Origin of the sequence: Undibacterium sp. TJN19 (assembly GCF_049339485.1) — a bacterium.
GTDB lineage: Bacteria > Pseudomonadota > Gammaproteobacteria > Burkholderiales > Burkholderiaceae_D > Undibacterium.
In genome coordinates this window covers 48,397-67,156 of record NZ_JBMPPL010000004.1, presented here as the reverse complement: position 1 = coordinate 67,156, position 18,760 = coordinate 48,397, and the positions used below count along the sequence as shown (strand labels likewise).

Sequence of the window (18,760 nt, the reverse complement as noted above, 5' to 3'; positions counted from 1 at the left end):
GGAAATATTTCTGATATGAAAGTATGTGAATGGATATAGTTATGGCTTTTTGCAACTGAATTGCATTTTGAGGCATAATGTCTATACTGAAGTACGCAATAGCAGCACAAGTCAACATAGCCAAATCGCCTGAATGAACATAACGGTCACCATAGCCAAAACGACGAAATGAAATCTGCACGCAATCCGGCGACATCGCCTGCGACCATACATCAGACCAGTGCTTCGTCCCTGTTGCGTCAGGCAGGTGTACGGGTGACCGACGCACGTCTGCATGTGCTGACAGAGTTGCTGCTAAGCCAGCGGGCGCTTTCCCATCTGGAAGTGCAGGATGCCTTGCCAGACATGGACAGAGTGACTTTATACCGGGCGCTGGATTGCCTGACTGATGCAGGACTGGCGCATAAAATTGCCGGTGATGACCGGGTATTTCGCTATAGCACGGGCAGTGAAACCACTTATCCGGCCAATAATGAGCGCAATGTCCAGCATCAGCACGGTCACTTCAAATGTACGCTTTGCACCAGGGTATTTTGCCTTGATGATGCACAGCAGCCCGCCTCACTGCGTGAGCAATTACAAGCCACCTTGAGCAGCACGCTGGGACGCGGATTTCAAAGCCACGATATCGAGCTTACGATCAAGGGCTTGTGCGCCGACTGTTCGAGATAAATTGTCTAACCTTGTTTTAAAGAAAACCATGGCATTGATCCCTACTACCATCCTCACCGGCTTTCTGGGTGCAGGCAAAACCACCTTGCTCAACCGTATCTTGCAGGAAGACCACGGTCATAAAATTGCCGTCATTGAAAATGAATTTGGCCAGGAAAATATCGACAATGAAATCCTGGTGCAAGACAGCAATGAGCAAATCGTCGAGATGAACAATGGCTGCATCTGCTGTACTGTGCGTGGCGATCTCATCGTTGCGTTAAGCAAGCTGATACAGCAAAAAAATGAGGGCAAGCTGCATTTTGACCGCGTGATCATAGAAACCACCGGCCTGGCCAACCCCGGTCCGGTAGCGCAAACTTTCTTTGTTGATGAAGAAGTCGGCACTTATTACATGCTTGATGCGGTAGTGACCGTGGTCGATGCGCGGCACGGCATGCAGCAACTCGATGAGCATGAAGAGGCACAACGCCAGGTAGGTTTTGCTGACAAGATATTGCTATCGAAAACGGATCTGGTCGATGCCACGCAAGTGAGTACATTGCGCAACCGCCTGATGCACATGAATCCACGCGCGCCGATGACGGCGGTGGATTTTGGTAAGGTGGCGATTGCTGAAGTGCTGGATCTGAAAGGCTTTAACCTGAACGCAAAACTGGACCTGGACCCTGACTTCCTGCTCACGGAAGAACATGCGCACCAGCATGACGAGCATTGTGAAGATGAACATTGCGGACATGAGCATGCACATCATGCTGACGTTGAGACCCATGAGCACAACCACCACCATGCCCATCATTCGGACGATATCGCGGCCTTCGTTTTTAAAAGTACGCGCCCTTTCAATACCGGCCAGCTGGATGAATTTCTGGCTGGGCTGGTACAGGTATTCGGCCCGCGCATGCTGCGCTATAAGGGGGTATTACTGATGGAAGGCGCAGACCGTAAAGTCATCTTTCAGGGGGTGCACCAGATCATGGGCACCGATGTTGGCGCGAAGTGGGGAGAAAACGAATTGCGCGAAAGCAAGATGGTATTTATTGGCAAAAATCTACCAAAAGACATATTTATTGAAGGTTTGGAGCATTGTTTGGTATAAACTAGCGGGCTATTGAAGACAGGTGTTGCCTGTCGTGCAAGTGGCGTTCATGCAAATGTCATTTACTTTATCAATAAGGGGAGGATAATTGTCTGGGACAAATGTGTTTCAGATTTGTTCTATGTATTAACCCGTCGTATCGAAAGTAAGCGAAGTGGCAACTAAATCACCTAAATCGACTGCTACAGTCAGCGCACCCGAAGCTCTGCTCACAGAGGAAGAAATCCTCAAGATGGGCGAGAAGGACTATATGAACGCTGCACAACTGGCATTTTTCAAGGCCCGTTTGCAGCAGCTTGAGAAGGATTTATTGAAGAACGCCGACGAAACCACCGAGCATCTTCGTGAAACCGTATTGGTACCAGACCCGGCAGACCGTGCCACGATTGAGGAAGAACATGCGCTGGAATTGCGCACCCGCGATCGTGAACGCAAATTGCTGAAGAAAGTACAGCAATCCATCAATAGTATTGATGAAGGCGATTACGGTTGGTGCGAGGAAACCGGTGAACCCATAGGCGTACCGCGTCTGCTGGCGCGACCAACAGCGACCCTGTCACTGGAAGCACAGCAAAGACGTGAAATGAAGCAAAAGCTGTACGGCGACTGAGTTTTTTCGTTCTTCGGCAACGCTTCTGAGTGTCATAAGCGTGCAGCTAACCACTGCGCGCTTTTTAAAGCTTTTTATATGCAACATTGTTGCAATCGCCGGAACTTTTTCCGAATTGTCTTACTCCAAGACGCTGTTTGAATTTTGTTTTTCTGGCTTTTTTCTGACATTCCTTATGAATGCTTGTTGATTCTTGTTGATTCTTGTTGATCCCTTCTAATAATAAGCAGCAAAATGTCGGGTTTTTACTACATATTTGATTTTGTGTTTTAGTTAACAAATTTTAAGCTCCCTGACATGCACCAACCCTTCTCAATCAGCAAAAAACATAGCAAGCGATGGCTGCTATGTGTCTTGCTGCCTGCGCTTTTATTTGCGCAATGGATGGGTCTGTCGCATCGCATGTCACATGCAGGCTGGGCCGGTGGCATCGCACCAGTCAGCCTGACAGCGCAACAGATACATGCCTCGTCAACTTCACTCTTTGATGCCCAGTTCTTTTCAGGTACTAAAGATGATGGCGGCGCGCTGCATTCCTGCGCCTTATACGATGCTGCCAGTACGGCAGAATACCTTTACCACGTCCCCGATGCGGCCATCCTGCTGACGGGTGTAGCAATTATTTCAAAAAGCAAAGCCAGTGTGAGCTGGCTGGCCTTGCTGCTACTCCCTTTTTCTTCACGCGCCCCACCTTCCCTGTCTGCCTGACCCTCTATACGCTCCCCTCTTTTTAAGGTGAGCCTGGCATAACATTTTTCAGACCAGCGTCGCTGCGATCTGGAATTGCATTTTTTCGCAAACAGGAAAACTCATGGCTTTTCAACGCACACTGATGACCAGTGCAATACTGGCTGTCTTCGCTCAATTCAATACTACGGCACACGCTGAAAGCGCACCGCCTATCAATACCGTTACGGTTACTTCCAATCCCATCAGTAATGATGAAAGCATGCAGGTGCTTACTCCCGCTAAAGTACTGTCGGGGCCGGAACTAAAAGCCAAGGTGGGGACTTCTTTAGGCGACACACTCAGCGGTGAGCTGGGCGTGTCTGCATCCGGCTTCGGTGCGGGTGCATCACGCCCCATTATTCGCGGCCTGGAAGGCCCGCGTGTCAAAATCCTGCAAAACGGCATGGGCGTCGCTGACGTATCGAGCCTGTCGAATGATCATGCGGTCGCTAGCGAAAGCGCAACTGCCCAGCAAATTGAAATTTTGCGTGGCCCGGCTGCCTTGTTATACGGCAGTGGTGCAATCGGTGGCCTGGTGAACGTGATCGATAACCGTATTCCCAACATACTGAACAAGCAGATTACCGGTGAAGCAGAGATCCGCTTTGGTGCCGTCAACCAGGAAAAGAGCGCCTCATTTTCGATTGATGGTTCCAGTGGTGTCGTAGGTCTGCATGTCGATGGCAGCAGCCGCAGTACGATAGACTACAAAATTCCTGGCAACACAGAATTGAATAACCCCGCTTCAGCCAGCGGACGCCTGCCTACCAGTTTTACACGTGAATCAACGCTGGCCGTGGGTGCTTCAGTCATCCAGTCCTGGGGTTATTTTGGTGTTGGGCTGCAAACCCTGAATGATCATTACGGTATCCCTACAGCTGAACGTTCATTTATTGATCTGAAACAGAACCGCCTTGATCTCGATGGTTTGCTGAATTCACCCATCACCGGCTTTGACAGTCTGAAATATAAACTCAGCGCCACCGATTACCAGCATAGTGAAAAAGCTGAAAACGGCACCGCCATTACCAATTTCAAAAATCAGATGCTGGAAAGCCGCATCCTGCTGTCGCACCCTGCGTGGGCTGGCTGGCAAGGTAGCTGGGGCCTGCAGAGCGAACAGGTTAAATTCTCTGCCCTGTCGGCCAGTACCGGACGGGCTGACACTGTCCCTCCCACCAAGTCCACTTCACTGGCAGCGTTTGTAGTTGAGCAAAAACAATTTGGGGATGTCTTGGCCAGTAGCGGCGTGCGTATTGAAAACGTCAATCGCACACCTGATGCCAGCACCGGGCTGATTGCCCGTGAATTCAATTTGTTTTCAGCTTCGCTAGGCGGCCTGTGGGAATTCAATAAAGGCTATGGTGCAGGCCTGAGCCTGTCATGGGCGCAACGCGCACCTGCCACGGAAGAACTGTATTCCGCTGGCCCGCATGAATCAACAGCTACATTTGACATCGGCAATGTCAATATGAAAAAAGAGGCATCACGCAATATCGAATTGAGCCTGCAAAAAACCCATGGCCTGTTGCGCTGGAAAATCAATGCTTTCCTGAACAAGGTCAATAATTATGTGTATGGCCATAGCGATGGCACCAAGGTCGATGAAGAAGGTATTGCCAGCCCCGACGCTGAATTCACACGGCGCAACTGGTCGCAGGCAGCGGCAAGCATACGCGGTGGGGAAGCAGAAATCAGTTATAACCTGCTGGGGGAAGGCTTGTCCCTGCGTGCCTTTGCCGACACCTCGCGCGGCACCATTGATAATCAGGGCAGCCTGCCTTTGCAACCCGCCACACGTACCGGTTTTGATATCGGCTATAAAGAAGGTGCATGGCGTGCGGGTATCGATGTCTTGCGCGCTCAACGTCAGGACAGACTGGCCAGTTTTGAAAGCTTTGTCACGCCGGCATACACCAAACTCGATGCCAGCCTGACTTACACTCACCCGTATGAACGTGCGCAACTGACCTGGTTTCTGATGGCGAAAAACCTTTTGAATCAGGACATCCGCCTGTCAACATCGGTGCTGAAAGAAAGCGTGCCACAACCAGGCAGAAATGTCATGGGTGGAGTCAGGGTCAGTTTCTGAACATGCTAGGCAACTGGCTAAAACACGGCAAATGTAGCCCGGTAACATAAAGCCGGGCGTAGTAAAAACAACATCAAAATAGCTAACTAGCCCCATTAGTGCTGTCGTTTTGAGCGGAAATTGACAAAAAATCTGCTTACAATTACAAGAAAAATGTAAGCAGATGTAATTAACAATTTTGTTATGGAAACATAACCTGAATGCATAGCAGCTGTTAACCACCACCATTTTCAGCAAAAAAGCGGTTTAATTGAAGGGTTTTCAACGATCTTGCATAGTAATTAAAAGAACATTTCGTAAAAAACTGATGGTCGTGATTGAGGCTGGTCAACCATTCATGCGCAAATCAGAATATACTAAGCACTCGTCAAATTCGCTACCGGGTGGTCAGCGCTTCTATTCTTATTTGGGAACAAAGTGGGGATTTTTTCTCTTTTCGGTAAAAAAGGTGTCAAGCAAGAAGATCGCTCCACCGAGAAATCTTCTACGAGAAAGACACGCTCCAAGAATGGTAATACCGTCATTGGCGGTTTCCAGGATAGTGAGATCTTTAGCAATTCCATTATTGCCCAGCGCCATATCGCCCGCGCTACCGAAAGAAAAATTGACGCCATAGAATTTGAAATGTCGCGTGACATCGTCAAGACCCGTCCGCCGACCATCACCAAAACAGATACATCGACGCCTATTGAATCTTCTGAAAAGAAAGTACCTCCAATAGAGTTTCAAACCACCTTGCCCATGATGCTGCCGACCGACTATCTGCTCGGGCAGAATTCGGAAATGTCGGCATCAGCACTTGCACAAAGCGAATCCGTTCCGGTGCTGGAAGAAGCAGCTATCCTGTTCGCCAGCGGCCAGAATGAAGTCGCCGAACAAATGTTGGTAGCCGCAGTCCATCATCAGGAATTGGGTGGGGCCACGCAAATCGGCTGGCAAATGTTGTTTGATCTGTACCGTATCACGAATGACCAGCACAAGTTTGAAAGCCTGTCGCTTGATTATGCGAACAAGTTTGAAACTTCGCCACCATTGTGGCCAGAAAAGCTGGACAATCGTGACAACGAAACAGAATCGGAAACCGATACGACCATGGCCAATATCAGTTTCCCTGCGAAGCTTGATAGCGGTATTGTCAAAGTTCTTGAGAAAATGCAGCAGGCCAGCGCAAAAAGCAAAAGCCTGCGCCTGGACTTCACCCGCGTCAAGGAAGTCGACCCTATCGGTTGTGGCTTGTTATTGCGCGCGCTGAAGAATTTGAAAAAGTCCGGCCATGACCTGATGCTGGTTGGTGCAAAAGATCTGGCTGATAAAATCCGCGGTATTTTGCTGGTTGGCCGTCGTGACGAAACCGAAGCACCGTGGTTGCTCTTGCTTGAAATATTGCAATTGCTACACTTTGAACAGGCTTTCGAAGAAGTTAGCATGGATTACTGCATCACTTTCGAAGTGTCACCACCTTCTTTTGAAGCGCCTAAGAACAATATCACCAGCGCCTTCCCGGAAATTGCGACAGAGGAAGATGTCTCCGACCGTTTCATGATGCCGAAAGTGGTGGAAGGCAAGACCGAGTTCCTGATCTCGGGCATTGCGGTACAGGCTGAAAACCATAATCCCCTGATTCTTGATTGTTCCAGACTGGAACGCGTTGAATTTGGCGCTTCGGCGCAACTATTGAATGGTTTGGCACCAATCGCCAGCAAAAATGGCATGAGCATACGTTTTGAAGGCGTCAATTATCTGGTCATGATGTTATTTCATGCCATGGGCCTCAAGAATATCGCCAGCATTATTCCCCGCAAGCACTAATCCGCCCTGTTCTACTTGTAATCTCCTGCTTGCAATTCTAAGCAGGCACCCCCACTTTCAAAAAACAGGCAATCCAGCCTGCGTACCCTTATCGCCAGATTTTGGTCTGAATATAGGTACGCACAGCAATACATTTTGAGGTTCATATGGAACAATTTCACGGCACCACCATTTTGACGGTGCGACGCGGCAATCTGGTTGCTCTTGGAGGTGATGGTCAGGTCACGCTGGGCAATATCGTCATGAAGGGCACGGCGCGCAAAGTACGCAAGCTGTATCACAACAAGGTGCTGGCCGGTTTTGCTGGCGGTACGGCGGATGCATTCACATTAATAGAACGTTTTGAATCCAAGCTGGAAAAACACCAGGGTCATTTGATGCGCGCTTCAGTTGAACTGGCCAAGGACTGGCGCACTGACCGCATGTTGCGTCGTTTGGAAGCGATGTTGCTGGTGGCTGATAAAGACAGCACGCTGGTGATTACCGGTAATGGTGATGTGCTGGAACCTAACCAGGGTATAGGCGCGATCGGCTCTGGTGGCACGTTTGCCCAGTCGGCAGCGATCGCCCTGTTTGAAAACACGGACCTGTCGCCCGTCGACATCGTCAAGAAATCCCTGACTATCGCTGGTGAGTTGTGCATTTATACCAACTTGTCACATACGATAGAAACACTGGAATGAATTGGAATAAGCAATGAACATGACCCCACAAGAGATCGTCTCTGAACTCGACAAACACGTCGTTGGCCAGACCAAGGCCAAACGCGCCGTCGCGATTGCCTTGCGCAACCGCTGGCGTCGCCAGCAGGTGCAGGAACCGCTGCGCCATGAAATCACGCCAAAAAATATTTTGATGATAGGCCCGACCGGTGTCGGTAAAACCGAAATTGCCCGTCGCCTGGCCAAACTGGCTGACGCGCCCTTCATCAAGATTGAAGCCACCAAATTTACTGAAGTCGGTTATGTGGGCCGCGATGTGGATACCATCATCCGCGACCTGATCGACATCGGCATCAAGCAAACCCGTGAAGCGGCCACCCGTAAAGTGCGCGCCCGTGCCGAAGATGCGGCAGAAGACCGCGTGCTCGACATCTTGCTACCACCGGCGCGTGATTTCGGCTTCCAGCCGCATGAAACCGAAACGGCAACACCTGACAACACGACACGCCAGACTTTCCGCAAGCGCTTGCGTGAAGGTGCGATGGATGACAAGGAAATCGAGATCGAAGTGGCCGACAACGGCCCGCATATGGAAATCATGGCGCCACCGGGCATGGAAGAAATGACCGAGCAGATCAAGACCATGTTTTCCGGCATGGGTAATGGCCGCAAAAAATCACGCAAGCTGAAAATCAAGGAAGCAATGAAATTGCTGATTGAAGAAGAAGCAGGCAAGCTGGTCAATGAAGAAGAACTGAAGCAGGAAGCGATACGCAATGTAGAACAGAATGGCATCGTTTTTCTCGATGAGATCGACAAGATCGCCTCGCGTTCTGAAACCGGTGGTGCAGAAGTGTCACGCGCCGGTGTACAACGTGATTTGCTGCCATTGGTGGAGGGCACGACCGTCAACACCAAATATGGCATGATCAAGACTGACCATATCCTGTTTATTGCGTCCGGCGCTTTCCATCTGGCGAAACCCTCAGATCTGATCCCTGAATTGCAAGGCCGCTTCCCTATCCGCGTGGAACTCGAATCTTTGTCCATTGCTGATTTTGAACGCATCCTGACCGGTACCGATGCCTGCCTGACACGTCAGTATCAAGCCCTGCTGGCGACGGAAGAAGTGCAGATAGACTTTACCCCCGAAGGGGTGGAAAGACTGGCAGGCATTGCTTATTCCGTCAACGAAACGACAGAAAATATCGGTGCCCGTCGTTTGTACACGGTGATGGAAAAACTGCTGGAAGAGATTTCTTTCGATGCGCATCAAAATACCGGCAAAACTGTCACCATTGATGCGGCCTACGTCAATGAACGCCTGGAAGCGCTGTCGGTGAACGAAGATTTGTCGCGTTACGTATTGTAAGGCTGCTCATTATCTGAAGTGGGGTTCAACATGGCAAACAAGGCGCTGGCAACACGACAACGCATGCAATTCCGGGTTGAACCCTCGCAAGCCTTTGTCGCTAAAAAGGGTGGCGTTGCGCGAACAATCGCAGCAGGAAAAACAAATACGGGTTTTGCCATAAAAAATTCTGGCCTGTCTGTGCCAGGCAAAACCACCTTACATAAAGACAAAAAGTAAACGCAGCTTGCAGTTTCTGTCGCACAAGGCAGACAAACTACGGAATCGGAAACCCGATTTTTGTTAAGCTATGTCAAAAACCGGATTCAGGCTGGCCTGGCGTTCTACACTGAAGCATTCGCTACATGGAGAACGCATCATGGCTGGGTGTCGCCGCCGCAAAATGCAGCGCAAACAAAACCTGCTTTTACGCAGGCGCGATGTATTGACACGCTTCATGGTCGACCTGGGCATACATTACATGGAGATTCTGGGCCTCGATAAAGCCATCAGCTTTTTGCGCAGGCATCATGTCCCAGACCCCGTTATCACGCGCGTATTGCGTTTCCCTGAATACCGGCGCCGCTACTAGGTCATATCTGGCGGCATTCTTGCCCGCTTCTGGGCCAGCTTCTATCAGTGATTTTCCTGCTTGGCATCACGTGCCAGCAAACGGCTGATCATCTGTTGTGATGAAATACCATCAAACAGCACGCCAGCCACGGCATCGGTAATCGGCATATCCACCCCCAGACGCTGTGCCAGAGCGCGCACGGCTTGCGCGCAGCGTACACCTTCAGCAACATGACCCAGCTCCTGCACGATGACATCCAGCGATTTACCCTGGGCCAGAGCCAGCCCCACCTTGCGGTTGCGTGACAGATCACCGGTACAGGTCAGTATCAGGTCGCCAACGCCAGTCAGGCCCATCAGGGTTTCTGCCCGCCCGCCCAGCGCCACACCGAGGCGGCTGATTTCAGCCAGGCCGCGCGTCATCAAGGCAGCCCGTGCATTCAAACCGAGGCCCATGCCGTCGGCAACGCCGGTTGCAATGGCCATGATGTTTTTAACTGCACCACCGACTTCAACCCCAACGACATCGTCGCTTGAATACACGCGCATGGCATTGCCGTGCAGGGCTTGTACCACCCGCTGGCTCAGCGCACCGGAGGCTGAAGCGATTGTCAGGGCACAAGGCAAGCCCTTGGCGACTTCCTGTGCAAACGAGGGACCGGACAATGCGCCAAAAGCAGTTTCCCCGCCCAGTACATCCAGCGCTACCTGGTGGGGTAATAATTGCGTGGTTTCTTCAAAGCCCTTGCATAGCCAGACAATGTTTTTAGGCTGATACGGCAAACATGACTGCAAGGTGGGACGCAAACCGGAGACCGAGGTAGCGATGATCAGCAAACTGTCCAGTCCCGCGACATGCGCCATGGCAGCAGAAACATCAGCGCTGACCTGCAAACCCGGGGGGAAAGCAAAGCCTGGCAGGTAGTCACTATTTTGCCTTTGTACCTGCATGGCAGACATGGCTGGCTGATTGCGACCCCACAGCAAGACCTGATTTTTCGCTGCAAAGGCGATGGCCATGGCCGTACCCCAGGCACCCGCCCCCAATACGCTAATGTTCATGCTATTCCCTGATTCAGAGTCGGTATAGACAATACTGCTAATAATGCGAAGCTGTTACCATGGTTTCACTGCAAAACCACGGTGACAAATTGAAGATATAAAAAAAGGACAGCAGGCTGTCCTCAATTTCCATACGTGTCTGCCAAGCATCGTGTGCCAGGTATCACAATCCCCAGACTTCGGTGATCTTGACAAAACCGACCTGACCGTCACGGTGTTTTACCTTGACCCAGCCAGCAGCAGCAGGCTCTGCCATTTCCAGCAATACATGCTTGTCTGCGCTAAAAACCAGCGCGGCAGCATCATCTGCTGCTGTCCTGACCTTGGCATTGGCCGCACGTACAATCAGGCTGCGGCGGCTTACCAAATCCTTGGATTCAACCCAGCTCATATCGCCGGACATATCCCGCACCTTGCTCCAGGCACCCGACGTAAAGACTACTTCCACCGGCATGCCACGCGGCGCCACATACAATTTACCGCCTTTAGCAGATGGCGCATCGTACATGATGACCGGTGTGGCACCTACTGAACGAAATTCCAATGCTTGCGCCGCACTACTGGAAAGTAGTGCAAACAAGCCCATGGCAGTCAGCAGGTGTCGCATGTGTTTCCTTTACGAACCAGATCCGGCCAAAGCCGGATCAAGTATCTTCAATTACTGTATGGTTGCTGGTGCTTCAGCTGTAGCGCTATCAGATACTTGCGCTTGCTCAGCAGCAATCGCCAGACGTTGCGCATAAAACGCTTCGAAGTTGATTTCTGACAGGTGGATCGGTGGGAAACCGGCACGTGTAATTGCATCAGCAACGTTGGAACGCAGGTAAGGATAGACGATATTCGGGCAACCGATACCCAGCAGAGGATCAAGCTGATCTTCAGGAATATTGCGCGCTTCGAAAATACCGGCTTGCTTGCCTTCAACCAGGAAAGCGACCTTTTCGCCAATTTTTGCTGTCACAGTCACTGTCACTGTGGATTCGAAAATGCCATCAGCCAGCTTTTCAGAGCCAACATCAACGGAAACTTCGATACCTGGCGCTTCTTGTTCCAGAAAAATAGCTGGAGAATTAGGCTGTTCAAGCGACAAATCTTTCAGATAAACGCGTTGAATTTGGAATACGGGCTGCAGATTTTCGTCAGACATGTGAAACTTTCTAAAATTCTAAAAGATTAATAATGAACAGCGAGACTGGCAGATAGGGCCGTTTCCGGCCATTTCAAGATCGCAGCACACTATTGTAGCAAGTAGTCTGCAAAAACAGCAATTTTGCTGCAAAACCCGTAGAAAATCTGGCAAATCCCCAATTTTATGCCAGTGGATTCAGCAAAGTTTCCAGTTTTCCAGCTCTATCAAGCGCCGACAGGTCATCAAAGCCCCCGACATGGGTATCGTCTATGTAAATCTGCGGTACGGTACGGCGACCGGTCTTTTGCATCATGGCTTCGCGTATCGACGGATCCAGATCGACCCTGATCTTCTCGATCTCATCGATCCCCTTGGATTTCAAAAGACGTTCTGCCATCGTGCAATACGGGCAAGAAGCGGTGCTATACATCACAACATGGGCTTTCATGATTCTCTCCTGCTTACTTTACTGTTGGCAAGCCTTGCGACTTCCAGGATTCCAGACCGCCTTCGAGACTGAAAACCTGCTCAAAACCTGCCTTACTTAACAGCGCGGCAGCACTGGCGGAACGCACGCCTGTTGCGCACACTGTCAGAACAACATTATTTTTTGACTTTTCTATTTCTTTCAAACGCGTATTCAATTCTGCAACCGGAATGTTCTTGGCATTTTGCAGGTGTCCGGCGGCAAATTCATCAGCATTACGCACGTCCAGAACCAGGGTTTTGGGCTGGTTCATGTATTGTGTCGCTTGCAAATGTGATACTTTGGCACCACGTCTTTGCAGGGCAGGGAACAATAATGCAGCGCCGGAAACGATGGCGACACTTAGCCAGACGATATTATCAATAATGAATTTCACAGGTTTCCAGTAGTAAAAATGGTTATCAGAAGCGCGTCATTATAAAATAGATGCCGCAACCGCATACTAACTTCACTTTACTCATCCTCTCGCGAACTATGTACAAAATCGTTTTAATGCGCCACGGCGAATCTACCTGGAATCTGGACAACCGTTTTACCGGCTGGACTGATGTTGATCTGACACCGAAGGGCGTGGCTGAAGCGACCCAGGCTGGCAAGCTGCTCAAGGAAGCTGGCCTGACTTTTGATTTAGCATACACCTCTGTCCTGAAACGTGCTGTACGCACCCTGTGGGGCACCCTCGATGAGATGGATCTGATGTGGTTGCCTGTGGTACATGACTGGCGTCTGAACGAACGTCACTATGGCGCACTGCAAGGCTTGAACAAGGCGGAAACTGCCGCCAAATATGGCGATGAGCAGGTCTTGGTATGGCGTCGCAGCTACGACACACCTCCGCTGCCACTTGATGAAAACGATGACCGCACGTCTTTCAATGACCCGCGTTATGCCGGCCTGGATCGCAGCCAGATCCCGCTGACGGAATGCCTGAAAGACACGGTTGCCCGCGTCATGCCAGCCTGGGATGACAGTATTGCGCCCGCCATACGCGCAGGCAAACGTATCCTGGTTTCTGCGCATGGCAATAGTTTACGCGCCCTCATCAAGATGCTCGATGGTATCAGCGACGACGATATCGTCAACCTCAATATTCCGAATGGCCAGCCACTGGTGTATGAACTTGATGCTGACCTGAAGCCAATCAGGCATTATTATCTGGGTGATCAGGCAGCCATCGCTGCCGCCTTGCAGGCTGTCGCCAGCCAGGGCAAATCCAAATAAGGTATTGATGCAATTTAAATTCAGGTCTTTGCTTGCTGCACTGCTGTGCCTGTCGCTGACAGGTACAGCAGGCATGGCCATGGCTGCCAGCAATGCGCGGGCGCTGCAAAAAAACAAGGCCGAAGCAGACCGTGCCGATTTGCAAAACAAGCTGAAATCGCTGAAAAACGATATCAATAAAACAGAAACGGCCAAAGATCAGGCCAGTGACTCGCTGGCTGAATCTGAAAAATCGATTTCTGAAGCCAACCGCTCTTTACGTGATTTGCAGGCTGAGCAGACGCAAACTGAAGCAAAAATCAAGCAACTGGCAGAAGAGCAACAAGGCCTGACTGCCAAGGTGGAAAAACAAAAAACCCAGTTATCGAATTTTTTGCGCCGCCAATACATGCGCGGCGACAGTGACCGCATCAAATTACTGCTGTCCGGCGACAACCCCAACCGCATCAACCGCGAATTGCAATACATGGGTTATGTATCGCAAACCCAGGCCAAAATGATTGATGCCCTGCGCGTCAGCCTGCAAGCCGTAGAAAAAAATACGGAAGATGCCAAAGAGGCCAAAGCCGAACTCGACGATATCGCCGATGAAGAAAAAAGCCACAAAGCCGCCCTGGAAAAAGAAAAACGTCGTCATGGCACATTGCTAAGTCAGTTATCAGAAAAACTGTATGCGCAAAAAAAACAGGCCGATAGCCTGGAAAAAGATGAACAAAGACTGAGCAATCTGGTCTCACAATTAAATAGACTGATAGAAGAGCAGGCCAAAGCCGATGCAGCCAGGGCTGCGCTGGAAGAAAAACAACGCCAGGAAAGAATCGCTGCAGCACAAAAAGAACGCGCCAGACAGGCAGCGCAAGGCAAGAAACCGGCAAAAATTACCAACCCCAATGCCATCGATGACGATGAACCACCGAAGCAGGCCAGGGTAGAAACCCCGGGCGCAGGTGAATTTGATAAATTAAAAGGTCAATTACGTTTGCCGGTAAAAGGTGAGATTCTGGCCCGTTTTGGCAGCAAACGCGCTGATGGCCCCAGCTGGAAAGGCATGTTCATCAAGGCCAGTGAAGGTGCGGAAATCAAGTCCATCGCCCCTGGCAAGGTGATTTTTGCCGACTGGTGGAAAGGCTATGGCAATATGATCATTGTGGATCATGGCAGCCAGTACTGGAGCTTATATAGCAATAATCAGGCAGTATTGAAGCATGTGGGTGATGCAGTAAAAGCTGGCGATGTGATTGCCAGTGCCGGAAACAGCGGCGGGAATGAAGAATCAGGTTTATACTTTGAAGTACGTCATCAGGGACGTGCATTTGATCCACTCAGTTGGATCGTCGTTAAATAGGCTTTAGGTGAATCATGGGTAGCAAATTCAAGAATTTCGGTTTAATTGGCCTCGGTATGGTTGCCGGTGTAGCGGTTTCCATGCAGTTTTCTGCGCTGGCTCAAAAGGATACTGGCAGCCCGCTACCCTTTGATGAAATGCGCAATCTGACCAATGTCTTCGCGCTGATCAAGTCAGCCTACGTCGAACCTGTCGAAGACAGCAAGTTATTGTCTGATGCAATTTCAGGGATGGTGACATCACTGGACCCGCATTCTGCCTATCTTGATAAAAAGGCGTTTAAAGAATTAAACGAGAGTACCCAGGGTAAATTCGTGGGCCTGGGTATAGAAGTCGGCATGGAAGACGGTTACGTCAAAATCATTTCGCCGATTGAAGATTCGCCGGCTTACCGCGCTGGTTTGAAGCCTGGTGACCTGATCACTCGTCTTGATTCAGTGCCAGTCAAAGGCCTGACGCTGGACGAAGCCGTCAAGAAAATGCGCGGCGAGCCAAATACCAAGATCACGCTGACCATCGCACGCAAGAGTGAAGACAAGCCTATTATTGCGACCATCGTGCGCGAGCTGATCAAACAGCAAAGTGTCAAAGCCAAAATGGTGGAGCCTGGCTATGCATGGATACGCATTGCACAGTTCCAGGAGCCGACTGTAGAAGACATGGCCAAGAAGATACAGGCCCTGTATGCACAAGACCCGTCCATCAAGGGCCTGGTGCTGGATTTGCGTAATGATCCGGGTGGGGTATTACAAGGTGCGGTCGGTGTTTCGGCAGCCTTCCTGCCAAGAAACGTGCCTGTCGTCTCTACCAATGGGCAATTGCCGGAAAATAAAATCACCTACATGGCCCGCCGCGATGATTATGCTGGCCGCGTACTGGGTGACCCGCTGTCAAAATTGCCTGAAGCAGCCAAAACTGTGCCCATGGTCGTCTTGATCAATACCGGTTCGGCTTCGGCATCTGAAATTGTGGCTGGCGCACTGCAAGACTATAAACGTGCCACCATTATTGGCACCCAGAGTTTTGGCAAGGGTTCTGTCCAGTCGATTATCCGTTTCCCGTTCAATAGTAACAACCCTGACTTCGCCATCAAGCTGACCACGGCGCGTTATTACACACCGAATGGTCGCTCGATCCAGGCTAAAGGCATCGTACCTGACCTGAATGTGGAAGAAACCGCAGACGGTGACGGCTTCAACAGCCTGCGCGCCCGCGAAGCAGACTTGCAAAAGCATTTGACGAACGAGAAAGAAAAAGAGCAGGCCCGTCCTAAAATCGACGAGGTGGAAGAAGAACAAAGACTGATCGCCCTGGCCAAGAAAAGCAAGCCTCTTGAATATGGCGGCCAGGATGACTTTCAGCTGGCGCAGGCACTGAATCATTTAAAAGGTTTGCCAGTCAAAGTAACAGAAGTCAAAGCCGCCGATGCCAAGGACAGTAAAGATACAAAAGATGGCAAAGAAGGTAAAGACGCTGAAAAGCCAGTGAAGGCTGATCATAAAACCGATAGCAAGAAAAAATAATCCCTCACAGAAAGGCCGCCCTCAGCGGCCTTTTTTACAACAATGAACGATCAGCAACTCTTGCGTTATTCGCGCCACATCCTGCTTGAACAAATCGGCATAGAAGGCCAGCAAAAAATCGGGGCGGCACATGCGCTGATCATCGGTGCTGGTGGCCTGGGTTCACCGGCAGCCTTATACCTGGCCAGTGCCGGGGTCGGCCATATCACGCTGGTCGACAATGACAGTGTTGACCTGACCAATTTGCAACGCCAGATTTTGCATACAACAGAGCGGGTGGGCATGGCCAAAGCGGCTTCAGGCAAACAGAGCCTGCAAGCCATCAACCCTGAAATCGAGATCATCGCCCTGCAAGAAAGAGCGCAAGAGCAGAGACTGGAAGAACTGGTCAGCCAGGCCAGCATCGTACTTGATTGCTGCGACAATTTTGCCACCCGCCACGCTGTGAATGCCGCCTGTGTCAAATACCAGGTACCGCTGATATCAGGCGCGGCAATAGGCTTCGACGGGCAAATCAGCGTATTTGACAGCCGTGACGCACAATCACCGTGCTATGCCTGCCTGTTTCCGCCAGATCAGCAATTTGAAGAAGTATTGTGTTCTGCCATGGGGGTGTTTGCCCCCTTGGTCGGCATCATCGGTACCATGCAGGCAGCGGAAGCGCTGAAGGTCATCATGGGCATAGGCCAGGCGCTGCAAGGGCGCCTGCAATTGCTTGACGCCCTGCACATGGACTGGACCACCATAGGTATCAGCAAAAACCCGCTATGCCCGGTATGCAGCCACGACCATGCCATACCACAGCCCTGAATTATTCACCTCAAGGAAACCCCATGTACACGCTTTACTATTGTCCCGGCACTGCCAGCATGATTGTTCATTTGGCCTTGCTGGAAATTGGTGCTGACTATGAATTGAAACTGGTTGATGTTGAAAAAAACCAGCAAAAGGATCCGCAATATCTGCAACTCAATCCCAATGGCGTCCTACCAACGCTGCTGATAGACAATAAGCCCTATCTGGAATCTGCTGCATTGCTGATGTTGCTGGCAGAACGCCATCCGCAAGCCGGCTTGGTACCAGCCGCTGGCAGTGTAGAGCGCGATCAGTGGCGACAATGGATCATGTACCTGAGCCACAGCCTGCAAGCGACTTTCCGTGCCTGGTTTTATCCGGCTGAACTGGGCTATGAAGAGCATACCGAAGTCACGCGTCAAGCCTTGCAAAGACGTATTGCCGCGATCTGGGACAAGCTGGAGCTGCACCTTAGCCAGAACGGCCCTTACCTGCTTGGCGAAACTTTTTCCGGTGCCGATCTCTACCTGACCATGCTGATGCGCTGGTCACGCAATATGCCGCAGCCAGCCACCAACTGGCCTGCGCTGAATGATTATGCACACCGCATCATTGCCCGTCCAAGCTGGCAAAAAATGGTGGAAATCGAAGGCATTGATGTCTGGCCCAAGGCGACAGTGAAGTGAACAAAGTCAGTGATTTATACGCGGCCAACCAGGCCGCCATGACTGCGATTACCAAGACGACAGATACGACCAGCGTCCACCCCGAGGTCAGCATTACCGAATTTCGTGGTGTACGCAATTTGCATCTGTCCTCTGACGCCATTCAGGGGGCAATGCGCCTCGCCATGCCGGATCAGATAGAACTTGAATATGTACAGCAAATGATGATGTGGATGCTGTTCAAATCAGCGCCGCAGCATATCGTGCAACTGGGCCTGGGTGCGGCTTCGCTGACGAAATTCTGTTACCGGCAATTCGTACAGGCGCACGTCACAGCTATCGAGCTGAACCCGCATGTCATCAAAGCCTGTCACAGCGATTTCAAATTGCCCGCCAATGACAAGCGCCTGCAAGTGTTGCAGATGGATGCCATGGACTATGTCTGCGACAGCAGCAATCATGGTCAGGCTGACGTGATGCAAATCGATTTATATGATGCCGCAGCCGAAGCCCCTGCACTGGGCAGCAAGACCTTTTATCAGGCCTGCGCAAATTGTCTGAACGAAAACGGCATGCTGACCGTGAATTTGTTTGGCACGCCAGATACCTATGAAGCCAGTTGCAATGCCAATATCGAAGCACTGGAAGCCGCTTTTGACGCAGTCGTCTGGCTACCGCTGGTGCATGATGCCAACACCGTTGCCATTGCTTTCAAGGAAGCGCCGTCGATTGATTTCGACGTGCTGTATCAACGTGCAAACGAGATCAGGTCAAGCACCAAATTGCCAGCAGCCAAATGGGTAAATGGTTTGAAGGAGTGGATGATTGACCATGTTTAATGTACAATAAATTCAGATGAGCATGCGCCTGGATTAATCGCCTCTCCGCCTTACAATTCTCCATCTGTCTATCCCCTCAATATCGTCACTTATCTTT

At 50.7% G+C, this 18,760-nt stretch carries 21 protein-coding genes; 16 read left to right on the top strand and 5 right to left on the bottom strand.

What is annotated here, in order from left to right; genetic code table 11:
* Window positions 1-168: 168 nt before the first annotated feature.
* From ACO0LH_RS13765 to ACO0LH_RS13720, 10 genes are all read left to right on the top strand, one after another.
* A complete protein-coding gene (locus ACO0LH_RS13765; RefSeq protein WP_422941673.1) occupies window positions 169-672 on the top strand; it encodes a Fur family transcriptional regulator in 504 nt (167 codons plus the stop codon).
* Between the two features lie 28 nt (window positions 673-700).
* Entirely contained in the window at window positions 701-1,771 is a 1,071-nt protein-coding gene (locus tag ACO0LH_RS13760) for a CobW family GTP-binding protein (protein ID WP_422941672.1), read from the top strand.
* A 205-nt stretch (window positions 1,772-1,976) separates the two neighbouring features.
* A complete protein-coding gene (dksA, locus tag ACO0LH_RS13755) occupies window positions 1,977-2,381 on the top strand; it encodes an RNA polymerase-binding protein DksA (protein WP_110256573.1) in 405 nt (134 codons plus the stop codon).
* 297 nt (window positions 2,382-2,678) lie between these two features.
* Complete coding sequence (locus tag ACO0LH_RS13750) at window positions 2,679-3,089, top strand: hypothetical protein (RefSeq protein WP_422941671.1); 411 nt, start codon at window positions 2,679-2,681, stop codon at window positions 3,087-3,089.
* A 103-nt stretch (window positions 3,090-3,192) separates the two neighbouring features.
* Window positions 3,193-5,202, top strand: a complete 2,010-nt coding sequence (locus ACO0LH_RS13745; RefSeq protein ID WP_422941670.1) for a TonB-dependent receptor — start codon at window positions 3,193-3,195, stop codon at window positions 5,200-5,202.
* Between the two features lie 417 nt (window positions 5,203-5,619).
* A complete protein-coding gene (locus ACO0LH_RS13740) occupies window positions 5,620-7,011 on the top strand; it encodes a hypothetical protein (protein WP_422941669.1) in 1,392 nt (463 codons plus the stop codon).
* 146 nt (window positions 7,012-7,157) lie between these two features.
* Window positions 7,158-7,694 (top strand): ATP-dependent protease subunit HslV, encoded by a 537-nt coding sequence (gene hslV, locus ACO0LH_RS13735; RefSeq protein WP_422941668.1) that lies wholly within the window; start codon window positions 7,158-7,160, stop codon window positions 7,692-7,694.
* Between the two features lie 13 nt (window positions 7,695-7,707).
* Window positions 7,708-9,045: an ATP-dependent protease ATPase subunit HslU gene (gene hslU / locus ACO0LH_RS13730; protein WP_422941667.1), complete on the top strand. Its 1,338-nt coding sequence runs from the start codon at window positions 7,708-7,710 to the stop codon at window positions 9,043-9,045.
* Between the two features lie 30 nt (window positions 9,046-9,075).
* Window positions 9,076-9,264: a hypothetical protein gene (locus ACO0LH_RS13725; protein WP_422941666.1), complete on the top strand. Its 189-nt coding sequence runs from the start codon at window positions 9,076-9,078 to the stop codon at window positions 9,262-9,264.
* 70 nt (window positions 9,265-9,334) lie between these two features.
* Complete coding sequence (locus ACO0LH_RS13720; protein WP_422941665.1) at window positions 9,335-9,616, top strand: hypothetical protein; 282 nt, start codon at window positions 9,335-9,337, stop codon at window positions 9,614-9,616.
* Between the two features lie 44 nt (window positions 9,617-9,660).
* Here the strand turns inward: ACO0LH_RS13720 and ACO0LH_RS13715 are convergent, their stop codons facing one another.
* The 5 genes from ACO0LH_RS13715 to ACO0LH_RS13695 form a co-directional block, all read right to left on the bottom strand.
* A complete protein-coding gene (locus tag ACO0LH_RS13715; protein ID WP_422941664.1) occupies window positions 9,661-10,659 on the bottom strand; it encodes an NAD(P)H-dependent glycerol-3-phosphate dehydrogenase in 999 nt (332 codons plus the stop codon).
* A 163-nt stretch (window positions 10,660-10,822) separates the two neighbouring features.
* Window positions 10,823-11,266, bottom strand: coding sequence for an SH3 domain-containing protein (locus ACO0LH_RS13710; RefSeq protein ID WP_422941663.1), 444 nt, complete (start codon window positions 11,264-11,266; stop codon window positions 10,823-10,825).
* A 51-nt stretch (window positions 11,267-11,317) separates the two neighbouring features.
* Window positions 11,318-11,806, bottom strand: a complete 489-nt coding sequence (secB, locus tag ACO0LH_RS13705) for a protein-export chaperone SecB (protein ID WP_422941662.1) — start codon at window positions 11,804-11,806, stop codon at window positions 11,318-11,320.
* Window positions 11,807-11,969: 163 nt separating this feature from the next.
* Window positions 11,970-12,236: a glutaredoxin 3 gene (gene grxC / locus ACO0LH_RS13700; RefSeq protein ID WP_422941661.1), complete on the bottom strand. Its 267-nt coding sequence runs from the start codon at window positions 12,234-12,236 to the stop codon at window positions 11,970-11,972.
* Between the two features lie 13 nt (window positions 12,237-12,249).
* Window positions 12,250-12,651, bottom strand: a complete 402-nt coding sequence (locus ACO0LH_RS13695; RefSeq protein ID WP_422941660.1) for a rhodanese-like domain-containing protein — start codon at window positions 12,649-12,651, stop codon at window positions 12,250-12,252.
* A 98-nt stretch (window positions 12,652-12,749) separates the two neighbouring features.
* On the opposite strand from ACO0LH_RS13695, the gene gpmA reads away from it, so the two are divergent.
* From gpmA to ACO0LH_RS13665, 6 genes are read left to right on the top strand one after another with little or no spacing between them, the layout of a single operon-like run.
* A complete protein-coding gene (gene gpmA, locus ACO0LH_RS13690; protein WP_422941659.1) occupies window positions 12,750-13,496 on the top strand; it encodes a 2,3-diphosphoglycerate-dependent phosphoglycerate mutase in 747 nt (248 codons plus the stop codon).
* Window positions 13,497-13,503: 7 nt separating this feature from the next.
* A complete protein-coding gene (locus ACO0LH_RS13685; protein WP_422941658.1) occupies window positions 13,504-14,841 on the top strand; it encodes a murein hydrolase activator EnvC family protein in 1,338 nt (445 codons plus the stop codon).
* Between the two features lie 14 nt (window positions 14,842-14,855).
* A complete protein-coding gene (locus tag ACO0LH_RS13680) occupies window positions 14,856-16,364 on the top strand; it encodes a S41 family peptidase (RefSeq protein ID WP_422941657.1) in 1,509 nt (502 codons plus the stop codon).
* Between the two features lie 42 nt (window positions 16,365-16,406).
* Window positions 16,407-17,174 (top strand): HesA/MoeB/ThiF family protein, encoded by a 768-nt coding sequence (locus ACO0LH_RS13675; protein WP_422941656.1) that lies wholly within the window; start codon window positions 16,407-16,409, stop codon window positions 17,172-17,174.
* A 23-nt stretch (window positions 17,175-17,197) separates the two neighbouring features.
* A complete protein-coding gene (locus tag ACO0LH_RS13670; RefSeq protein WP_422941655.1) occupies window positions 17,198-17,845 on the top strand; it encodes a glutathione S-transferase family protein in 648 nt (215 codons plus the stop codon).
* Window positions 17,842-18,663, top strand: a complete 822-nt coding sequence (locus tag ACO0LH_RS13665) for a spermidine synthase (RefSeq protein WP_422941654.1) — start codon at window positions 17,842-17,844, stop codon at window positions 18,661-18,663. Before ACO0LH_RS13670 ends, ACO0LH_RS13665 begins: the two co-directional genes overlap by 4 nt.
* Window positions 18,664-18,760 lie beyond the last annotated feature (97 nt).